The sequence below is a fragment of the Dictyobacter kobayashii genome, from assembly GCF_003967555.1.
Taxonomy (GTDB): domain Bacteria; phylum Chloroflexota; class Ktedonobacteria; order Ktedonobacterales; family Ktedonobacteraceae; genus Dictyobacter; species Dictyobacter kobayashii.
In genome coordinates this window covers 2,181,843-2,196,645 of sequence record NZ_BIFS01000001.1, presented here as the reverse complement: position 1 = coordinate 2,196,645, position 14,803 = coordinate 2,181,843, and the positions used below count along the sequence as shown (strand labels likewise).

The following is a 14,803-nucleotide window of genomic DNA, read 5'->3' as shown; positions in this document are numbered from 1 at the left end:
AGTGGGAGGAAAATCAATGACATGCAATCAGTCTCTACTAGTAGAAACATCGCCGGTATGGAAAATATTCCTAACTTATTGACAAAAAGACGTTTCCCCGATTATTTTGAAAAAGCACGCGCAATTTTGCCGGCTTTGTCAATCGGGCGGTCAAGCAATAATGACAATGTCGTTGTCAATCAGTATAAGGAACTACGTCCCTCCCTCAATTATAACGCAAGTCACCCTTTCATTCTAGTCCCTACGGCCTGGATTTGACGTAGTTTCCTTGGGAAAACTGTAACCCGTGTGTAATCCATCTGTACTTTTATACGTTTGAACCCGCCTTAAAGTGGCAAGAAATAGAGTGGTTTTCGGATTTTTCTCCTTGCTGAACCCTTTATATTGAAGTTGTGAGTCCTGAATTTCTAGCTGGGAAGACTCCGACTCAGATGTTTCTTCCAGGTCCGTTTGTTCTCGTCCCGTTTTCATCCGCCGCAGGGTGCGTATTAATAGGACGATTAGGTAGATGGCAATGAGTAATATGAATGTCAAGGTTGAGATAGTAGTGAGTAGATCGCCCACTGCTTCCCAACTTGCTCCAAAGGCAAAGCCCAGGATCAATGGCGGAATGATGCCGATGGCTTCGCCGGTAGCATCGGCCAATAAGAATTTACGGTACGGATAATTTTCCGCGCCTGCCAGAATATTGATGGTGCCTCCCAGAGCTGGAACCAGGCAACGACTCAGGAAGACGGCCCAGCCACCCCGGCGCTGAAAATACTCCTGCGAACGACTGATTACTTTGGGAGAGATAAAGCGAAAGCGTTTTTGCCGGGCTAACCAGGCAATAACGCGTGTCCCTACTTTGCGACCAATAAAGTAACCAGTACTATCGCCTAAGACGGATGCGCTTAAAGATGTAATAAACAGTATATAGAGGTTGAAATCACCCAGGGCGGCAAAAGCTCCTGTTGCCAGCAGCAACAGCCCGATTGGTAAGGGTGCCCCAACAGCAGCAACATACACACAAATCCACAAAACTGGATAGCCATAGAACTGCAGCCAGCTGATAATTAATGGAAGTAAAGTATTCATCAAAGAGTTATGCTCTCCCCTCTTTGAGTGGATGGTGTCGGGTAAGGTTTAAAGGGATGTAGTTTGCGGTACTCCAGAATTGTGGTCTGGAGTTTAGAAATGACAGTTTCAGGAGGCTGCTTGCGTTGGAGAGCAATTGTTTGCAGCGTACTATGACGCGTGATCGCATCATTTTTCAGCTTCAACGACGAATACAGAATGGTATCTGGTACCTGATACACATGGGCGACATACGGGATCGTCATCCACTGACGAATGAGATGCACATCGCCTTTATGAGCCATTACCTGATGTTGATGAACATTCTGTACCGCATTGATTGTAGCGTTTGTCGCAATGATAGTAGCTCCTAATGATAAAATCAAGAAGAAGCTAATAATGAGAAAACGCTGCTGGATTGTTAGTTTTGGCGTCGTGTGTGTTTGCATACTCATATTACGAATAACTATCTATTAAGTTAAAAAAGCGGGGATGCAAGGGTTGCATACTGTTTTATTATCTGTGGTCGAAAATGTGCGGCGCACATTTTCGACCACAGATAATAAAACAGGTGCGGCGCGGCAGCGCACGTCTCCCCTTAATTTGTCCCCCCTATGAAAGCGGGGATGCAAGGGGCGGCAAGCCCTTTGACTGGGGGCCTGGGGGCTGTGCCCCCAAAGCTCCTTTCCCCCTTAATTTGTCACCGCAGGTGACAAATTAAAAAATCTCTTGACGAGATATCTTCTATTCTCTAGAATAACCTACATGGATGTTTCTGCACAACCTCTAGAGGTTAATATTAAACGAGTTGATACAGAATTGCCGTTGCCAACATATGCAACGGCAGGATCGGTAGGCTTTGATCTGCTCAGCCGAGAGACTACTGAGGTCGCGCCACGTTCGCTGGCCCTGATTCCCAGTAATCTGATTGTGCAGACCCCTCCCGGATATATGTTGCTGCTAACCATGCGCAGTAGCACCGCCCGGCGCAAAGGTTTATTAATGCCCAATGGTGTAGGCGTTATCGACCAGGATTATTGTGGCGAGAGCGATGAACTGATGGTTTCAGTCTACAATTTTCGGGATGAGCCAGTGACAGTGTTGCGTGGTGAGCGTATCGCGCAAGGTATTTTTATTCCTGTTGGACGCTTTAGCTGGAATGAAGTGGAGCAGGTTGGGAGTGCCAGGGGAGGATTCGGAAGCACAGGGGACTAAATTATGGCTCTACCAGACTATTATTCTATCCTTGAGGTGCCGAGTACGGCGCGGCTTGAAGATATCAAGCAGTCATATCGGCGCCTGGCGCGCTTATATCATCCCGATATCAATCGCGATGCCGAGGATCGTTACATCAAACAGATCAATGAAGCATATGCTGTTCTTAGCGATCCTACCCGGCGCATGACCTATGATATTCAACGCCTTGAAGCTATGAAGCGTGATGTATTGCTCAACTTTATTTTGCAGCAGCGCGAACAGGCCAGGCATAAACAGCCACGCATGACCTGGAAAGAAGGGGCTATGGGTTTTGTGCGTGAACTTAAAAAGAATATGAAAGACGACTAAGCGGGGCATGATTTCTTAGCATACCCCGCTTAGTCGTCTGGTTTCTGGTTACTTTTTTTGATCATCCTGGCGCGCTTGCAAGAATGAGAGTAGGAGCGAGCCGACCAATACGCCGACCAACACAATCTCCATCGTACTAAATGTTTTCTTCTTTTGCATCTGTTTTCTTCCTCCTCACTCAAAAAGTGATACCTATGTGGTTACAAAATATTAAGCCGTACTCAATATTTTGCAACCACATAAAAGGGATTCGGGCGCCTCAGCGCAAGTATACTTTCTTCGCTTTATTGTATTTTAACCCATAGCGCACTGCCATTGCCATAGTGATGAACCTGACGGAAGTGCTGTGGTATCCAGTCGCGGAATGCCTGCAGGTTGCTATTCGTCAGGCGTCCTGTATAGAACAGGATAGCTTCTACCCGGGGCTGTGAGGCCTGCTGAATCAACTGGGCGCTGGTCAGATAGTTTGTATTGATGCGCACACTGGAAGTATCTACCAGTTCCGGTGGTGTATTGCGTCCAGCCAGCGCGGCCACAAATTGGCCATCGGTAATCACGAATTGATTGGGGGCTACCACCTGCTGCAGATCGTGGGCGGTGCGCAATGAACCCTGGGTGCCCGCAGATGTGGCCTGCGCCTGCAAATGGCTATAATTGAGCTGGATCGTTCTGGCGCCAAAGACAATACTGATCAGCACGAGCAGCAGGCAGCCAGCCGTGATTAGCGCGGGACGCTGCCTTAATTGTTGGCTGTTCAGGGGCAGGGGTCCCAGGCCCATACAGGTCAAAGCTACCAACGCAGGTATGACGATCACAAAATGATGATCAAACAGTGGTTCTTGCTGCCAGAGCAAAATTGTGCAGGCCAGGCCCCAGCCCAGCAGTGGTATGACGCGCCAATCCTTCTTGAGTAGCGCGACGATACTGCCATAGAGGGCGGCAAACCCCAGGGGGGCAATGAAGAAGCGCACCACTTTGCCCGTATTTCCCATACGGCTACTGACCGTTTTAGCGGCGGTATGAAAGCTGATCACGCCTGACCAGAAATCCCCTAACTTGCCTGCGAAGGGCAACATAATTACTACAGTAGCCAGGACCATAACCACAATACCGATGAGCAGTGAGCGACTGGCTTTCAAGCGGCTTCCCGCTGGTTGCTGTCGAATGCGCCAGATATGGGCCAGTGCCAGGAGACAGACTGGTACCAGGGTGGCTAACGCGAAGAGCTTACTGAAAATACTTAGCGTCAGTGTGAGTGTACAGAGGGCCGCATAGAGGTCACCACGCCAACCTGTGGATTTATGCCACCACAGATAGGCAAAGGCCACTGTCAGTACTGAGAATGCGACTTGAGGGCCTTCTGCCTGAATGGTTTGTGAAGCCGAAAGGTAGAGGGGTGCCAGTAGCAGTAATAGCAGGGCAATGAAAGCACCGAGCCAGCCACGCAAAGCATAACCCAGTAGAAATATCCCCACCAGCCCCAACATAGAAACCAGGGCGATGCCAAACCGGGCCGCCCACAGGGTCTGACCAAAGAGCAGGTAGGTCGGAAAGATAGAGAACACAAACATCGGTGGCTGCGAATAAAACGTAGGATGATACAGCGCCGAGCCAGCGGCCAGCGAGCGCAAGGTCTGCCAGTAAACTCCCTCATCATATGAGTCCCGGTCAAAGGGCACGCCCAGAGTATACAGGCGCATCAGCAGTCCAATGATCAGCAACCCCAGCAAGGTACCACCGATCAAAAGTAACCTTTTCCTGGTCATGGGCGTAGATGTATGTTCATGCGTACTGGTCGCATCTGAGAGAACTGTATTCATGTTCGTGTGTACATATCTCCTCTTAATGATGGGGAAAATACCAACAATCTCTGACAACAGTAGCAAATAACCCCAAATTATTCAAGTAATCACGACCTTGTCTATCTATTTACCTATATTCAAAAAAACATAACAAAAAATGAGGCCCTCTCGAAAGAAGACCTCGCAACTGACTACAGCTGATGTTATAGATCCAGGTTATCTGTGTAATCCAGGGGCGGCAACTGCAGGTTTTCCGCGCTGGTGTGCATGCTCATATTGTTAATATGTGGACCGGCCAGAAAGCCACCGCTGCGCGCACTGCCATTGCTATGGGCGCCATTGCCATTGCCATTGCCATTGCCATTGCCGTTTGAGCCCGCTTCTAGCAAAGGAGTGAACTCGCTGAAGATGTTTCTTGAGGCTCGACGGGCATCGGCATTGTCGATCAGCTCTTTAATCTCTTCTGCTACCAGCTCGTCTTTTTCAATCAAGGCCTCTGAGACAGCGATCACAGCTTCACTGTGCTCAATAAAAAGCTGCTTGACTGCGTTCAATTGAGATTGTAAGAGGGCCTCAACGCGTTCAGCAAAACGCGGCACTGCTCCCAGTGCATTGGACGCGCTTCCAAAGGCCAGAAATGAGGTGATGGTATCATCCATGCCAAAGGCACCGATATAGAAGGCGGCACGTTCCGTGGCGCTGGCAAAATCGCCGGTTACCCCATTCAATTTTGTATTCAGGAATAATTCTTCCGCAGCACGTGAGGCCAGCGAAACCTGAATAATTGCCAGGATCTCTTCGCGATTTCTGGTAATGACGCTTTCTTTGGGTCGTGGATGAGCAAAGGCTGCGGCACCTTCGACATCACCACGCATATGGATGGTAACGTAGGCTGGAAAGAAGCGATCCATTAAGTAGTAGCTGGCTACAGTATGGCCCGCTTCATGGTAAGCCAGGCGGCGCCGCTCGATGTCTGTTAGCTCACTGATCTGTCGCAGGCCATATTCATGGACATCCTGGGCCTCGGTGAGATCTTTATACGTCACTTTGGTACGTCCAGCAAAGTGGGCGATAATCGTAGCCTCGTTGATGACATGTTTAATAGCCACTGGTGTATAGCTAACGAAGCGGGCCGAGAGGGCTGTGATAGAGATATTGTCTACATGATCAACTTTGTTGAGGTAGTATTCAATCACCTCTGGACGGTACTTATCGGTTGGTGGGGCGACATTGATCTGGCGATCAAAGCGACCTGGACGTAGCAGGGCACGATCCAGGGAATCTGGAATATTTGTGGCACCAATTGTCAGTACCGGTTGATGTTGAGCTCGACCATGGTAGAGACCCAGCGTACGCAGGATCTTTTTAAACCAGCCGGTCTCGATGTTAGGGGGGTCCATCTCCATTAATAACTGGTTCAAGCCGCCGGTACCACCGCCCATCATGCCGCCCATCATACCCATCATGCCCATGCCACCGCCGTTATTACCACGCGATCCACCGATGGCGTCGACTTCATCCATAAATATGACGCAGCCGCCGTACTCACGGGCCAGGCGGCGAGCTTTGCGGTAGAGATTGCTGATCATCAGGACATCGATACCCATGAACATGGCGCGGAAACTGGCGGCACTGGCATAGGCGAAGGGGACACCCGCCTCGGTACTCATACACTGTGCCAGATAACTCTTACCGGTTCCGGGAGGTCCTGAGAGAAGAAGACCACGTACAGGATTGCCGCCCATGGCCTGGAATTCTTTAACTCCGCGCAGCAGGGCTACAATACGGCGTGCGGCTTCCAATACCTCTGGATTACCTTTGTAATCGTCAAAGGTGACGCCAGTCTCACCCGGCATGACCCAGTAGAGGCGCGGGCGGGCCAGGAACCAGAAGAGGGCGACGAACTGAATCAAGATGTAACAGATGGCAAAGGTAATCTGGATGATGCCGCTCAATGCTGTGCCACCATCCAGGCCCGCGATAGTGACGCCGGAAGTAAAGAACCAGATGGCGAAGATGGTCAGGGCAATCCACCACCAGGCTCGTCGAATAAAACGTCCAAACTGATCCAGGCCCAGATCTATGGACTTATCGAGGTCGCTCCGCGGCCGCTTGGTTCTGGTTGTATTTGTTGACACTGCTTCTATCCCTTCAGCATGTTGTAGTATGCGTTATGTGAACGTCTTTATTGGTGAGTATCGGACGTTCATGCTACTGGAATACTTTATCGAAATCTTGCCATCTACTATGTGGAGAGAGGACGCTATGCTGTGCGCCCTGATACATAGTCAATCAGAAAAATTTGGCCCGTTGGTGTAGTGGTAAAATGCCAGAGTACGATGCTGTTGCTGGTACCTGTAGTTGTGCTGGTACTGGTACTGGTCGAACTCATATCCACCTCGATAAACATATCCAACATACCGTCCGGGGCCTTATTGATGCTGGTGACAGTGATGCCCGTCCATTTTACCTGGGCGTATTTCTCGCTAAACTGCAAAACATACAGAGCACTATCAGGTGGCCTGGTTGAAGCGCTCATAGATTTTTGGATTGAGAGCATCGTATTGAGATCGCCTGAGCGTAAGGCCAGCAGCCAATTCTGGACATCAGGGCTGATTTGTGCGTTGTTTTGTACTGATTGTTGCACTGTGCTGGATGAACTGGCACCTAACGGCGTCTGTCCAGCGAATAGATAGTTAGTGGCAAAGACGCTGGCCAGGATAAGGAGGATGGCCAGGAGGGTTGCAAGCTTGTGTGAGCGTATCCAACGAATAACGTAGTAAAGTAGTTTAAAGATGGGGCGCAAGACGGCTTTTATCGCCAGGGCCACTGGAGATTGTCCCGCTCTTCTACGCGCCGGCGTCAGCGCAACTTTAGCTGGTGCGGTCTGAGCCTGTTCTTCCGGTGTCGCCGGTGGAGGCGCGACCCGGGTTGGCGGCGGCTGAGTCGGTGCTGGTATCATAGATAGCTTATCTCGACTTTCTGGCATAGAAGCAAACTATCAGGTACGAACATACAACATGTATCATCGTCAAGAAGCACCATTGTTGGGTAGCGATTTGGCTATTGTTCCCACGATACGGGGTTTATTATAGTACCATACATTATATCTTAGTATTTATCAAGACATTTCACTATGCTGATCTTATCTCGTCGATGAGCATTTAGCCCGGCTTGTCAATAAGCAGGCTGAAAAATTGGGATGATACAGGATGTGTCTGCAGGACGTTTTTGATATAATGTACGTACACTGTTTATGATCGACAGAGAGTCCCTGGAATTGCAATTAGAGCAGCATTGTAGGAGAAAGTAGGTGAGCACGTCCATGGACGGCAATAGAAAAAAACAGGAAGAGAGCGGGCCGTATATCTGGTTACGCTATGCGTCCCAATATACAAAAGATGGCCGTACCCATACCGTTGAGATGAGTGTCCCTGTGCCCCTTGGTGCCAGTGTGGAGGAGCGGGAACAACTATTTAATGAGGCTGAGGCTGGTATGCAGCAGCTGACGACACATATGGATCAACGTCTGCCCAAGGTGCGGCACGCTCTCAGGTTGGGCGCTCGGCTCCTCAACCTGCGGCAAAAACCAAAACTGCACCTGCTCAACCCGCTGCTAGTCCACGGGCGAATACACCAGGCAATCGGCCCGCCGCCGTGTATGCCCCCCAACAGCAACGCAGACGAATGAGGGGCGTAGCAGCGCTCAAGCAGAGGTCCCGACCAGTCGGGGTTCCGAAGGTACAGGTACGCGCACAGGTAATTTAACCGTGCCAGGTGGCGAGCCCGGTAGTAATATGCCGCTACCTCAGTTTATTCAATATATTAAAGATAATCTAGATTTAACGCCCAAGCAGGCGATGGAAATGCTCAATGTACGCTCCCTGACCACGGGCATTAATCTACGTGAAGCGCTGGAGCAGCTTAAAGGAATCGTGGGCCAGAGTGGGCCGGATCCCACACCCCTGCCTAAGCGACGTGAGAGTGATAATAGCGCACTCTCTGACTATGGACAGGCTGTGCCTGAAGCCAGGCGCCCACAATCCTCGGGACCATTGCCCCGTATTTCGCGGGGAGACCACGATTCATCTATTATTGAGATGCGTATTCCTCGGGCAGGGGTTGGTTTTGACGAAGAGATTGGTCCCGAGGATCTAATTGATGAAAGTAGACCAGGTGAAGACCTGGAGGAATTGGAAGATTTGCCTTTGTCACCTGATGAGTTTAGTGAGCAAGAGCTAGAGCGCGCGCGGGTCAAGATTAGCTCCTTACGGGAGTCTCAAGGCGCCACAACTGCTAGCCCTCAGCGTTTGCAGGTGTTGACCAATGTCGTATCTTCCCAGATCTCTGATGATCAATTGCGTGAATTAATTTCAGGCGTCTGGAATATTATGACGACCAAGAAGTTGAAAGTAGACCAGGTAGAAGCGTTGATCTCCTGGGCGAAGCTGGAAGATGATTTTATTGAGCAGGTGGAAGCTGTTCTGGCAGTGTTAGAGGAGGGACGCTAATGCGCGTGGTGACCGGTGAGGCGAAGGGCAAAAAACTGAAGTCTCCCAAAACAATTGGTACCCGGCCGATTATGGATCGGGTGAAGACGGCCTTGTTTGATATTCTTTCGGATGAGGTGACGGATGCCCGCTTTCTGGATCTTTTTGCGGGCACCGGTGGCGTGGGCATCGAAGCGTTGAGTCGCGGTGCCGCACGCGCCACCTTTATCGAGATGAATCCCAAAATTGTCAAACTGGTACGCGAAAATCTGCAGATTACTGGCCTGACGGCCCATGCAGAGACATTGCAAGGAGATTCTTTCAAGTTTTTATTGGCCCACCAGTCACAACCTTTGCCGCCAGCACATGGAGGCGAGAAGCGCGCCTATTTTCCCGCGCCTCAGCCGGGCCAGCAGCGGGTCTACGATATTATCTATGTGGCTCCGCCTCAATATGAAGAGATGGCGGCTCGCGCACTGGGATTAGTGGACAGCTCAAAACTCTGGACCGATGATACGGTTATTATTGTCCAGATTCACCCGAAAGAGCGCCCCGGCGTAGCTGCGGTTGAGTGTCAGAATTTTGTTCTGACCGATGAGCGCCGTTATGGCAGCACGCTGCTGATGTTTTATCGCCATCAAAATGTTTGAGCTGACTTTGGTGATAATTGAGTGTGAGACGTTGGTACTGCGATAGCTCGTGGCAGTGTAAAGCGAAAACAACTGCCTCTCCCCTGTAGTCCCGAGCTTTCGACCCAGATCTGTCCTTGCATGCGCTCAACCAGGTGTTTGCAGATGTAGAGCCCTAATCCGGCACCTCGCATCGTTCCAGCTACATCGCGCGGGAGACGCGCGAACTGATCAAAAATATGGGCCTGATCGCGCAGGGGGATACCAGGTCCCATATCTTTGATACTGATACAGACCACATCTGCTTCGCCGGGATCCACTTCGGCGCGAATGGTGATAGGCGAGCCGGGTGGGGTGTATTTAAAGGCATTGGTTAGTAACTGGTGCAGAATATGACGCAGATAATGTACATTAGCCTGTACATGCAGGTCTTCCGCTACTTGTAGGTGAATACGATTTTGTTCGTTCTGCACTATATCGACATTGCCACAAGTTTCTAAAATGACCTGCCCCACATTGCAGCGCTCGTTGATTTGGACAGGTTGAATATTATCGATATCCATTGTATCTAAAATGTTGTTTACAATCGAGCACAAATCCTCGCAGTAGTGCAGTGCATCTTGCAAGTAAGCACCGTGGGTCTTGTAATCGAGCTGGCCTTTCTGCTCAAACAACATTTTTAGCAACTCAAAATAGCCATAGGTTGCTGTAAGGGGGGTGCGCAATTCATGATTGACATTGATCAAAAACTGCGTTTTAATTTGTTCAAGCTGACGAACCTGTTCTAGCGCTAATTGATGTTGCCGTTTCTGTTCCTCTTTTAAAATATATAATGGCTCGGTATCTCTATGTGTCTGCTTTTTTCTAAATGATAGTATGACCCCACCTACTATAATCATTATTGGTATATCTATGAATATGGATATCGGGATATTTGGCAGGCTATCTCCGCTTCTCTGATATAGCAGGTAGTATATCCCTAATCCTGTCAGGAAACACAAAAGATAGGTGCCCGCCCCTTTTTTATCAAAACACCAGGCCCAGATAGCCATTGGTATAATCAGAACCCTGCTATCATAGAATTTCGTGAATGTGAGCCAATAAATGAGCGCGCAGATGGGCAAGCTGGTCACACAGGCCAGCAGCCGAAAAGCAAAAGGTATGTTTGACGGTGAAAATAGCCAGGACCAGCGCTGCTTCTCATACATCTCTCTATCCCCTTGTCAACTCCAATGAAAATACAATAAATAAAACTTGTTTTAACTTTGTTAAATCAAGTTTTATTTATTTGTTAGCATAGCATACTTTTGCGTAAATATACAAGCATTTTCTTGTATAAAAAGTATTAAATTCCTAATTTTTGTGCTTCACATAGCTGCGCTTGTGTGGGCTATAATACAGACAAACATTATATTGTAAGAATTGTAAGGAGGATTATAAGATGGTTAGTAAGCCAGGTGGTGGACGGTTTGCGTTTGTGGATGCGGGTGAGGCGGCTCGGCGTCTGGGGATCGACCGTGTGACGTTGGATCTCTGGGTGAAAGAGGGGCGTCTAAGGACGCATCGTGGCGTTGGGCGCGATGTGTTTTTCCGGTCGGGTGATGTCGAGGCACTCTATAATGAGTTGCATCCAGCCGCTGATATAGCGGAGGCGCTGGCTGAAGATGAGCAAGAGACTAATGGTGAAGCTGTTGCTACAAAGCCTGCGCGTAAGAAGCAAGATCCACAGATGCGAGTCTACTTACGCTTGCAGGCTGATGCCAAGTGGTACGACATTTCTGAAGAGGATATCCGTTTTTGGTTTCAGCAATTAGCTCCTGATGGCTACGAACGCAATAAACGCAATGCGGAGCATACAATTAAGAAGCTACAGTTATTAGTCAACTTGATTGAAGATGCGCAAAAGCGCGAGGCTGAACAGGCGTGATGGGCACTGCAGTGCCCATCATTTTGATTCTGAGTTCTCATCTTCCCAACCCAGCTCATTTTTGAGCTGCTCCAGCGAAATCAGGGTATCTGCCTTCATACCGCGTTCGGCCAGGCGAAAGGATGCCATAAACTTTTCATCATGAAGAATCTGCAAGGTCTGATTGAGTGAGGCGATTGTTTCCAGTATTTGCATGTATTTATTCATAGATAAAATAGCCATGACATTCTCATCGTCTTTGGTGACAATAACTGGTTCTTCAAGCTGCTGCAATAATTGTGGTAAATCTGCCAGTTGTTTCTGGACTTCGGTTAATGATAAATGATGTTCTGTCATGGGACTCCTCTTCGTGTAATTGCCTTGCATTGGCGATAAGTACCTGCTCAATCCCATAGGACTCCGTTGTCGTTCTTTAAAACTATGAAACTACCCCTACAAGTGTCTGCATGTTGGGATAAAACGTTGTATCTTATCTATGATAGACGCTTTTTTTCAGGAGATCGTAACGCATCTGGTGAAAGTGTCTCTGTTCATCTAGTACCTGTAGAAATAGACAGGTATCAAGCAGGTAATTTTTCCGGCATAAAAGACTGGCGGAAATAGCGGTGCTGGTGGCTTCTCAGCCGGGTATACTACGACTGTGCAGAGGAACCATTAGTATGGTACCCAGTGAGAAATAGAGTGCTGATTGTGGAACCCGGTGCTTTATGATCGTTCGGTTAAACTGCCTGATATGTGTATGCTATATGTCTGCGGGCGAGGCGTGACGAGGTAGCACTAAGCAGAAAAAGCAGTGGCCGAGGGTACTATCGGATATAGTGCCAATGGAGCCATACCAATGGGAGACTCAAGCCACCCTGATGAGTGGAGTGTTTATAGTAAGGAAACTTTTTTCCTGGAAAGGAGTATGCTATGGGACAGTGGGCATATAAGGTTGTATACGTTGATTATCGAGGACGTATCTCCTGTGAAGGCGTAGAGACATTGATTGGTGACGAGCGTCGCAGTGCTTTTGTACGGCGTTACTTTGATAGCATTGGTCGCGATGGCTGGGAACTGGCTAGTAATCAGCCCCTGACAGCTAACTCCGCATATTATGTATTTAAGCGTGCGGCCCAGGAAGGCAATTATGCCGATCAAACACCGCCAGCTGCTGCGCAGGAGGCGCCAACAACTCCTCCACCTACCACAACCGAGGGCAGTGGTCCTACCATCGAAAACGTCTAAAGCGTCTTAAGATACTGAAAGTGCACGCTGCGAGGCGTTCCCCTCAAAAAGCACTATCCGTATGGCTACTATGGCAGCCATACGGATAGTGCTTTTTATCGTCTATCTACGCGAGTAATGTAGTTAGTGTTGCAGGATATAAATGTTCGACCAATCTCCAAAGTAGAGACCATTGCCGTTCAGGGTCAGTCCATGAATCCAGGATGGAATGACGGCCGCCAGAGCCTGGTGGTCAATGGGCAGCCAACCTACATCGCTGACCGCGATCTGTTCTGCCTGATTATAGAGTTGGAGGCGAGTATTCTGGTCAGTGACCTGCTCCGCTTTTTTGACCGTCTGATCAAACTGGGCATTGCTCCATTGGCCATTGTTATTCGAGGCATTGCTGGTCAGATTTAAGGTCAGCCAATCATAGGGATCCGGGAAGTCGGCTCCCCATTGGGTGAAGCCAAATTGCACTTCGTGCTTAGAGGTGCGATCATTATAGGCGCTCAATTCCACTGGTTCCAGCTTCACCTGAATACCCAATGCATTCTGCCACATGCTTTGCAGCACCGATGCCTCGTTGGCTGATACCTGAGAACTGGGATAGGAAAAAGTTATTCTGGGTATCTTGTTGAGGTCTGGATAAGCTGATTTGAGCAGCGCTTTAGCTTTATTGGCATCATAAGCCAGGCCTGCATAGCCAGGTTGATAGCCAGGCATACCTGGAGGGATGATGGTGGGCGCAACCGTCACGGTGTCTTTGAAAACGTCTTTTACCAGTGTCTCTTTGTCGGTGGCGTAGGCAAAAGCCTGGCGGACAGCTACTTTATTGAATGGCTCTTTGGTATTGTCAAAAAAGAGTAGATCACTTTGCAAGAGGGGTTTACGCACAAACCCTGGTTTATCTTTGACCAGCACTTGCTGCTCGCTAGAGATATTCCAGACAAAGTCATATTGTCCGGCCAGATAGGTTTGCAGGGCCGTCGCTGGATTAACGACAAACAGCATATTGACCTGAGTCAGTCTGGTCTTTTTTCCATAGTAATGTGGATTGGGGACCAGCACCAGTTTTTTGCTATGCTGCCAATCTTTCACCATGAAGGGACCTGTACCTACACCATTGCTTGCCACATTTTGCGTCCATAGTTTGCCATATTTTTCAATGACTTTCTGGTTCAGCGGGAAGAAGAGTGAATTACTGAGCTCGCTCAGGAAGTATGGTGTAGGTTTTGTCAGGGTTACCTGCAGAGTATGGTCATCAATGGCTTTAACGCCAGTCAGCGTCTGTGCCTTATTGTTAGCCATTGCATCGGCGCCTACAATGGGGGCCATAAAGAAAGATGCAATTGGAGAAGCGGTAGCCTGTTGTAGCGCCCGTGTCCATGTGTAAACATAGGATTGAGCTGTAACCTGTGTTCCGTCCGAAAATGTAACATTGGGATTGAGCTTGAAGGTATAGACCTTCTGGTCGCTGGAGATCTGCCAGGTAGCTTGATCTGGAACTGTTTTTAGATTCTGGTCGTTTTTGACCAGCCCGCTATATATCATATTGACAGCCTGGGCCGAATTGCCGTCTGGTCCCTGAGCTGGATCAAACACTGCCAGATCGTTAATGCCGACATTGGGGAAATTCAATACCTGTTGCTGAGCCAGATTAGTGCTTTGTGGGGCTGACGTTGTGCCAGTATTGCTTCCACCACAGGCCGCTAACACGGTCAGGAATAGGCTAAAAAAGGTGAATGCCAGGGTTGCTCGTCGCGCATACCCCGAATAAGGATGCGTAGGGCGATTGACCATGCTGTGAACTCTCTTTCTGGATGAGACCTGCATATTCTCTGCAATAATTGAAATAAATTCCTCGCCTAAATGTAACAATGGATACTCAGCAAAATATTCCTTGTCTGTTCCCCTGGCAGGGCTTTTTCATTTCCCTCTTTGGTGCCTGCGGCGCCGGGTTGGGAGTGTGGGGTGTGTATGGTGGGCGGACGCAGCCGCCCACCATACACACCCCACACAGGAATGAAGGTCCATCGTATCGCTTGCTCGTGATCTCCCTGCACTCTCTGGACGAACATGAAAAAGCCCAGATGGCCTGGAGGAGAGCTTCTGTAGATTGCCCTT

At 49.1% G+C, this 14,803-nt stretch carries 14 protein-coding genes and 1 pseudogene; 7 read left to right on the top strand and 8 right to left on the bottom strand.

The features are described from left to right. Window positions 1-234: 234 nt before the first annotated feature. Both EL645_RS09610 and EL645_RS09605 read right to left on the bottom strand, forming a co-directional pair. Window positions 235-1,077, bottom strand: a complete 843-nt coding sequence (locus tag EL645_RS09610; protein ID WP_126549820.1) for a DedA family protein — start codon at window positions 1,075-1,077, stop codon at window positions 235-237. Continuing rightward, window positions 1,077-1,511, bottom strand: coding sequence for a hypothetical protein (locus tag EL645_RS09605; protein ID WP_126549819.1), 435 nt, complete (start codon window positions 1,509-1,511; stop codon window positions 1,077-1,079). The genes EL645_RS09610 and EL645_RS09605 overlap by 1 nt, the downstream gene beginning before the upstream one ends. 310 nt (window positions 1,512-1,821) lie before the next feature. Here EL645_RS09605 and dut point away from each other — a divergent pair, with 310 nt between their 5' ends. Next, window positions 1,822-2,271: a dUTP diphosphatase gene (gene dut / locus EL645_RS09600; protein WP_126549818.1), complete on the top strand. Its 450-nt coding sequence runs from the start codon at window positions 1,822-1,824 to the stop codon at window positions 2,269-2,271. A 3-nt stretch (window positions 2,272-2,274) separates the two neighbouring features. Beyond that, window positions 2,275-2,469: pseudogene (locus EL645_RS45340) on the top strand (DnaJ domain-containing protein); the annotation flags it as partial. Window positions 2,470-2,906: 437 nt separating this feature from the next. Here EL645_RS45340 and EL645_RS09590 read toward each other — a convergent pair. From EL645_RS09590 to EL645_RS09580, 3 genes are all read right to left on the bottom strand, one after another. Further along, complete coding sequence (locus EL645_RS09590; RefSeq protein ID WP_126549816.1) at window positions 2,907-4,442, bottom strand: ArnT family glycosyltransferase; 1,536 nt, start codon at window positions 4,440-4,442, stop codon at window positions 2,907-2,909. Between the two features lie 185 nt (window positions 4,443-4,627). After that, window positions 4,628-6,562, bottom strand: coding sequence for an AAA family ATPase (locus EL645_RS09585; protein ID WP_126549815.1), 1,935 nt, complete (start codon window positions 6,560-6,562; stop codon window positions 4,628-4,630). 125 nt (window positions 6,563-6,687) lie between these two features. Beyond that, on the bottom strand, window positions 6,688-7,386 hold the full coding sequence (locus EL645_RS09580; protein ID WP_126549814.1) for a hypothetical protein: 699 nt from the start codon (window positions 7,384-7,386) through the stop codon (window positions 6,688-6,690). Between the two features lie 351 nt (window positions 7,387-7,737). Between EL645_RS09580 and EL645_RS09575 the strand changes: the two genes are divergently transcribed. From EL645_RS09575 to EL645_RS09565, 3 genes are all read left to right on the top strand, one after another. After that, window positions 7,738-8,115, top strand: a complete 378-nt coding sequence (locus tag EL645_RS09575; RefSeq protein ID WP_126549813.1) for a hypothetical protein — start codon at window positions 7,738-7,740, stop codon at window positions 8,113-8,115. Window positions 8,116-8,194: 79 nt separating this feature from the next. After that, a complete protein-coding gene (locus EL645_RS09570) occupies window positions 8,195-8,935 on the top strand; it encodes a hypothetical protein (RefSeq protein WP_126549812.1) in 741 nt (246 codons plus the stop codon). Continuing rightward, window positions 8,935-9,564: an RsmD family RNA methyltransferase gene (locus tag EL645_RS09565; protein ID WP_126549811.1), complete on the top strand. Its 630-nt coding sequence runs from the start codon at window positions 8,935-8,937 to the stop codon at window positions 9,562-9,564. The genes EL645_RS09570 and EL645_RS09565 overlap by 1 nt, the downstream gene beginning before the upstream one ends. On the opposite strand, the gene EL645_RS09560 is transcribed toward EL645_RS09565, so the two are convergent. Beyond that, window positions 9,552-10,751, bottom strand: coding sequence for a sensor histidine kinase (locus EL645_RS09560; RefSeq protein ID WP_126549810.1), 1,200 nt, complete (start codon window positions 10,749-10,751; stop codon window positions 9,552-9,554). The two genes, EL645_RS09565 and EL645_RS09560, sit on opposite strands and share 13 nt — an antisense overlap. A gap of 233 nt (window positions 10,752-10,984) precedes the next feature. On the opposite strand from EL645_RS09560, the gene EL645_RS09555 reads away from it, so the two are divergent. Next, window positions 10,985-11,470, top strand: a complete 486-nt coding sequence (locus tag EL645_RS09555) for a helix-turn-helix domain-containing protein (RefSeq protein ID WP_126549809.1) — start codon at window positions 10,985-10,987, stop codon at window positions 11,468-11,470. A gap of 18 nt (window positions 11,471-11,488) precedes the next feature. On the opposite strand, the gene EL645_RS09550 is transcribed toward EL645_RS09555, so the two are convergent. Continuing rightward, complete coding sequence (locus EL645_RS09550; RefSeq protein WP_161977266.1) at window positions 11,489-11,806, bottom strand: type II toxin-antitoxin system Phd/YefM family antitoxin; 318 nt, start codon at window positions 11,804-11,806, stop codon at window positions 11,489-11,491. 576 nt (window positions 11,807-12,382) lie between these two features. On the opposite strand from EL645_RS09550, the gene EL645_RS09545 reads away from it, so the two are divergent. After that, window positions 12,383-12,697: a hypothetical protein gene (locus tag EL645_RS09545; protein ID WP_126549807.1), complete on the top strand. Its 315-nt coding sequence runs from the start codon at window positions 12,383-12,385 to the stop codon at window positions 12,695-12,697. A gap of 123 nt (window positions 12,698-12,820) precedes the next feature. Here the strand turns inward: EL645_RS09545 and EL645_RS09540 are convergent, their stop codons facing one another. After that, window positions 12,821-14,479, bottom strand: coding sequence for a peptide ABC transporter substrate-binding protein (locus tag EL645_RS09540; RefSeq protein WP_246035323.1), 1,659 nt, complete (start codon window positions 14,477-14,479; stop codon window positions 12,821-12,823). Between the last annotated feature and the right edge of the window lie 324 nt (window positions 14,480-14,803).

Excerpts from the sequence above, each read along its gene's own strand:
- EL645_RS09565 (WP_126549811.1), top strand. The coding sequence starts at position 8,935 with ATGCGCGTGGTGACCGGTGAGGCGAAGGGCAAAAAACTGAAGTCTCCC.
- EL645_RS09605 (WP_126549819.1), bottom strand. The coding sequence starts at position 1,511 with ATGAGTATGCAAACACACACGACGCCAAAACTAACAATCCAGCAGCGT.
- EL645_RS09590 (WP_126549816.1), bottom strand. The coding sequence starts at position 4,442 with ATGAATACAGTTCTCTCAGATGCGACCAGTACGCATGAACATACATCT.
- EL645_RS09580 (WP_126549814.1), bottom strand. The coding sequence starts at position 7,386 with ATGATACCAGCACCGACTCAGCCGCCGCCAACCCGGGTCGCGCCTCCA.
- EL645_RS09610 (WP_126549820.1), bottom strand. The coding sequence starts at position 1,077 with ATGAATACTTTACTTCCATTAATTATCAGCTGGCTGCAGTTCTATGGC.
- dut (WP_126549818.1), top strand. The coding sequence starts at position 1,822 with ATGGATGTTTCTGCACAACCTCTAGAGGTTAATATTAAACGAGTTGAT.
- EL645_RS09550 (WP_161977266.1), bottom strand. The coding sequence starts at position 11,806 with ATGACAGAACATCATTTATCATTAACCGAAGTCCAGAAACAACTGGCA.
- EL645_RS09555 (WP_126549809.1), top strand. The coding sequence starts at position 10,985 with ATGGTTAGTAAGCCAGGTGGTGGACGGTTTGCGTTTGTGGATGCGGGT.
- EL645_RS09545 (WP_126549807.1), top strand. The coding sequence starts at position 12,383 with ATGGGACAGTGGGCATATAAGGTTGTATACGTTGATTATCGAGGACGT.
- EL645_RS09540 (WP_246035323.1), bottom strand. The coding sequence starts at position 14,479 with ATGGTCAATCGCCCTACGCATCCTTATTCGGGGTATGCGCGACGAGCA.
- EL645_RS09560 (WP_126549810.1), bottom strand. The coding sequence starts at position 10,751 with ATGTATGAGAAGCAGCGCTGGTCCTGGCTATTTTCACCGTCAAACATA.